The 4102-nt window shown below is 60.8% G+C and carries 3 protein-coding genes; 2 read left to right on the top strand and 1 reads right to left on the bottom strand.

The genetic code is table 11. The annotated features are described in order from the left end of the window. Nucleotides 1-128 precede the first annotated feature (128 nt). The gene (locus ACLJK8_RS22170) at nucleotides 129-710 is read left to right on the top strand and encodes a hypothetical protein (RefSeq protein ID WP_413152597.1); all 582 of its coding nucleotides are present in this window, start codon (nucleotides 129-131) and stop codon (nucleotides 708-710) included. Between the two features lie 261 nt (nucleotides 711-971). After that, a complete protein-coding gene (locus ACLJK8_RS22165) occupies nucleotides 972-2756 on the top strand; it encodes a hypothetical protein (RefSeq protein ID WP_413152596.1) in 1785 nt (594 codons plus the stop codon). Between the two features lie 680 nt (nucleotides 2757-3436). Here the strand turns inward: ACLJK8_RS22165 and ACLJK8_RS22160 are convergent. After that, nucleotides 3437-3898, bottom strand: a complete 462-nt coding sequence (locus ACLJK8_RS22160) for a hypothetical protein (protein ID WP_413152595.1) — start codon at nucleotides 3896-3898, stop codon at nucleotides 3437-3439. Nucleotides 3899-4102 lie beyond the last annotated feature (204 nt).

Raw genomic sequence — 4102 nt, 5'->3', positions numbered from 1 at the left:
GCCGCAAGCGGGAAACTCTAGTCGGGCTACGCCCTCCCGCCGTTCCCCGCTTGCGGCGCCAAGTGGCCTACTTTTGCGCCGCCCAACGGCCTGGTTTTGCTCCGCCGTTGACACTCCAAGGGGTCCTCATGAACTTCATCACCCACCTCCCCTCTCCGTCGGGCCGCGTCAGCAAGCATGATGGACCGGTCGAGCAGCACCTAACCGAGGGGGCCGTCATGCTGGCGATGTCGGAATGGCTGTTCGGGCAGGGCGCGTCGGAGGTCAGGGTTCACCCCGACGGCACGCATATGGCCGGCTTCGACATGCCGGCGTTTCTGTCGAGCCGAGGCTTCGTCAGGACGAGCGCGACGGGCAAGCGCGAGATCAGCTGGGTCTTCAAGCGCGGCGACCAGACCTTGACCGTTCATGCGCGCTCCGGGCTGGGCGACCTCGTCACGACCATCGGCGGCGCGACGGTGGAAGTCGAGGCGAAGGGCGGGTGCATCAACACCAAACACGCCGGGCAGCTTTCGCGGCTCCGCAAAGGGCTGCACGAAGCGGTCGGGCAACTCCTCGGCTGTCCGCGCACAGTAGACCGATTGATCGCAGCCGTTCCGCTTCATCCTGAGACAGAAAAGCTCGCTACGCGACTCCTCCCCCGTTGTCGCCATATCGGCATCGAGATCGCGCTCGTCGACGGGTCCGGGGCGGTGCATCTTCGCGCGTGAATCATGGTCTCAGGATAATCGGGCAATTGCGTCCAGATTCTGTGACGACTGTAGGCGGGCCGGGCGCGCGGCCTCGGGGCGGGTGGCGGTTGGCGGCGGGTCATCCAGGCGGGCGGGCGGGGAGTCACCTCCGCAACTCTAGCTCAGGCGGATGGTGACAACATCATTTCGCTTATGCATCATTGCTTGGAAGAAAAGTGCACCGCTCTCCTCAGGATCAATAATCCATTGAAATCGCCAAAAATTATACGATCTGCTATCGTGTCTGATGACGCCGAACTGGCAGCGATGCTCTCCTGTATTATGGGACGAAAAGGCAGCTATCTGCCAGTATTAGACGGTCCCCGCATGGGACGTCCAGACAGCGACAACGAGGCAGTGCGCCGAGTCAACGCGATTGCAAGAGGGGCGGTCCGCAAGGTGACCTTCGGCAACCTCGATCCTGGTCAAGCGGCCGCAATGCAGGCACTCCTTCCCCCCGGTGCTGTTGGGTCCGTTACGGAAGAAGCTGTCGCGCAGTATTATCAAGCCCGCGAAGACTGGCCGAAGCTTAGATGGGGACGAAGCATGATTGGCGTCGGCCTTCTGGAGGCGCTCCGATCCGGCAAGGCCATCCAGTTCGATGACGACCCTTCGCCAAACGTTCCACTATCTGGGGCGAAGCACCTCGTCGTTTGCGAAGCTGGCCGGGATCTTAGCGAGGTGATAGCCGCGAACTATGCCGCCGCCATGGATGCCGACCTAGTGGTGATCCCAGCGGTGACCAAAGCAACTGCGGAGGCGCTCACCGAAGAACTCTACAGCGTGGATGAACGCCGCGACGTAGGGGTAACTCAAGCGGTCGCCGACGTGGCTCGACGCATCCGCGACCTTTGCCCCGAGGTCGTCGCCCCTGAACATGGCTCGATAACCTTTTTCACGAGCCATGTTCCTTTCGGCCTAGGGTTCCCGGAAGTACCCACAACCCATCTGCGAACGTATCCTGACCTTGGCGTAGCCGTCCTCAACGGCCTCTCTTCCACGCACGACGACCGAACTGGCGTGCGGTGTGCGGTCCTCGTGGACCCTGAAAAAACACCTGCCCCGGAGATTGAAGCGGCGGCCAGATCGCTGTCGAAGAGGAAGGTCTTTGTTAGAGCCTACCGCGGCAGCGCGGCCAACGTCCGAGACGTCACAGACTTGGTCGATCTGTTCCCCTATGATCTGCTGCTCTTCGCCACGCACTGCGGCGATGCACCTGGGTATCGATTCACTTACGAATATACCGACCGTTCAGACCGCATCCGGCGCTTGGTCGTGGACACCGCCGTAGGGTTCGCACGTACGGACAAACCCGACATCGTAGAAGTTAGACAGATCAACCGGTTCCACAAACTCGACGGCGTCGACTGGCGAGATCCCGAGAAGACCAACAAAATCGAGGTCGGCACTGCAATCAGTGACTGGCTTGAGCTGGTTGAGGGGGCGGACCCTCTGGAGCCGATCGCGCGCGAACAAATTCCGCGTGTGCTTGGGTCTGCGATGCTCCAGATGCACGACGACAACTATCTAATGATGCCAAGGGCACTAGCGGATCATGGCACCCCGATCATCTTCAACAACGCTTGCGCATCGTGGCATGAATTGGCCGATCGATTCATTTTCGCCGGTGCCCGCGCCTACATCGGGACTTTGTTTCCGGTAACGGGGGCCGAGGCGGCCGAAATTGCCAAGCACACGATCGATCAACACAACGGACGTCCACTCGCCGAGGCACTCTGGGACGCTCAAAACAGCGTTTACGGAGCCGACGAAGGACGTCGCCCTTATGTGGTTGTCGGAGTCTATCCACAGCACCTGCGAGTGGCCCTGGATGGTGGCCCAGCCTACATCCTCCGACGCCTGAGGGCCGCGTTCGATTCCTGGAGGTTACCTCCAAGGGGTGGAGATGCCGAACCCGAACAGATTGAGGCGGTGCGGGCTTACTACCGCCAAGAAATCGCCTTGTTCGAGAAAATTTGCGGCCCAAAGGCGTTGCGCAGGCGACGGATCTTGTTTCGGCCTTAAATTTCCACCCCACCCTCGCGACGGCGGGCCGGACGGGGGGCTGGAACGCACCGTGAGACAATTTCCCCGCAAAATCAGTCATGCATGGAGCGGGGGGTGGGCTCGGCTCCGGGGAATGCAGTCTTGCCGGTGGCTACCCTCGGTTCGGCGCCTCAGCCCCAACCCTTCCTCGCGTCTTTGCTGCCCGAACGCGAAGGAAAGAATAGCTCGGAATAGTTCCGGATATTTTTTGGGGCAGTTGCAGGTATTCCTTGGGTGAAAGCCGTATGCTGGGTCGGGTGAAAGCCGTATGCTGGGTCGGGAGCCGGGTGCTGGGTCGGATTACATTTTCAATCCGACCCGTCTAAGTCTTTGATATAAATACGTTTTTTCGTGCTGGGTCGGATGGGTCGTGGGTCGGATAGCCCCCGCAGTTACGCTAAGCCGCGCGCGGCGCGCGCCTTCAGTTTGCGCGAAAGGGGAAGCAAAGCAGCAGTAGCCGCTACCTGCGGTTTTTTACCTTTTTTTCCGACCCTTCCGACCCAGAAGAAAAAAATATTAAAAAAACAGCAGGTTACGTGGGTCGGATGACCCTTCAGATCCGACCCAGTTCCGACCCAGTTCCGACCCCGCTTATGTTCGGCGAGGACGACACCGATCAGTGTCGCCCCCATCCTTTCCTCGCGTGGTGGAGCGCCTCCCTAGAAGGGAGCGCTATCCGTGTAGGCCCATTCGCTATCGGCCCCGCCCGCCCACGACCGACTGCCGTACCTCTCCTCGAATACCCTTCTCATCTCAGCCAGCGGAGGGAAGACTCTGACACGATCTCGACCGATGCGATCCTTTTCGACCGCCCATTTTGATTGAAGTTCGATCGCCAGCTTCTGGCTGCTCCAATCCTTCAGTCTGGGAACGAGCTCCCTCATCGCCATCCATAGACATTCGGCCTGAACTGAACCTCGCGGCGCATCCTTCCGGGGGGCTTCTGTCGGCAGAACGCCCCCTTCCAGAAGGTCCGCGATGAACTCGTCGACGAGGCTCATGCTCAACTCCTTCTGGTGCGCGAGCGCCTCGGTTTGCGGCACGTCTTCGCGTGGGTGCCAGCCGCCGAGGTCCATCCCCCGAAGCGCGAACAGCATCGCCGCCAGACCGCCGCTCTCCATCTGGGCGTTCAGCGCTTTGAAATAGTCGCGATCGCCACGTCTGCTCGCGGATACGTCGAAGACGCCATATCGCCTCTCGTACGGCCCAGCAGTGTCAACGGCGGAGCAAAACCAGGCCGTTGGGCGGCGCAAAAGTAGGCCACTTGGCGCCGCAAGCGGGGAACGGCGGGAGGGCGTAGCCCGACTAGAGTTTCCCGCTTGCGG

It is taken from the genome of Amaricoccus sp. W119 (assembly GCF_047275745.1).
Classification (GTDB): Bacteria; Pseudomonadota; Alphaproteobacteria; order Rhodobacterales; family Rhodobacteraceae; genus Amaricoccus.
Note: the sequence above shows the minus strand (reverse complement) of the source record. Positions and strands in the feature narration are given on the sequence as shown.

Bases quoted from the DNA above. Each gene is read 5' to 3' on its own strand.
- ACLJK8_RS22160 (WP_413152595.1), bottom strand. From the start codon at position 3,898: ATGGAGAGCGGCGGTCTGGCGGCGATGCTGTTCGCGCTTCGGGGGATG.
- ACLJK8_RS22170 (WP_413152597.1), top strand. From the start codon at position 129: ATGAACTTCATCACCCACCTCCCCTCTCCGTCGGGCCGCGTCAGCAAG.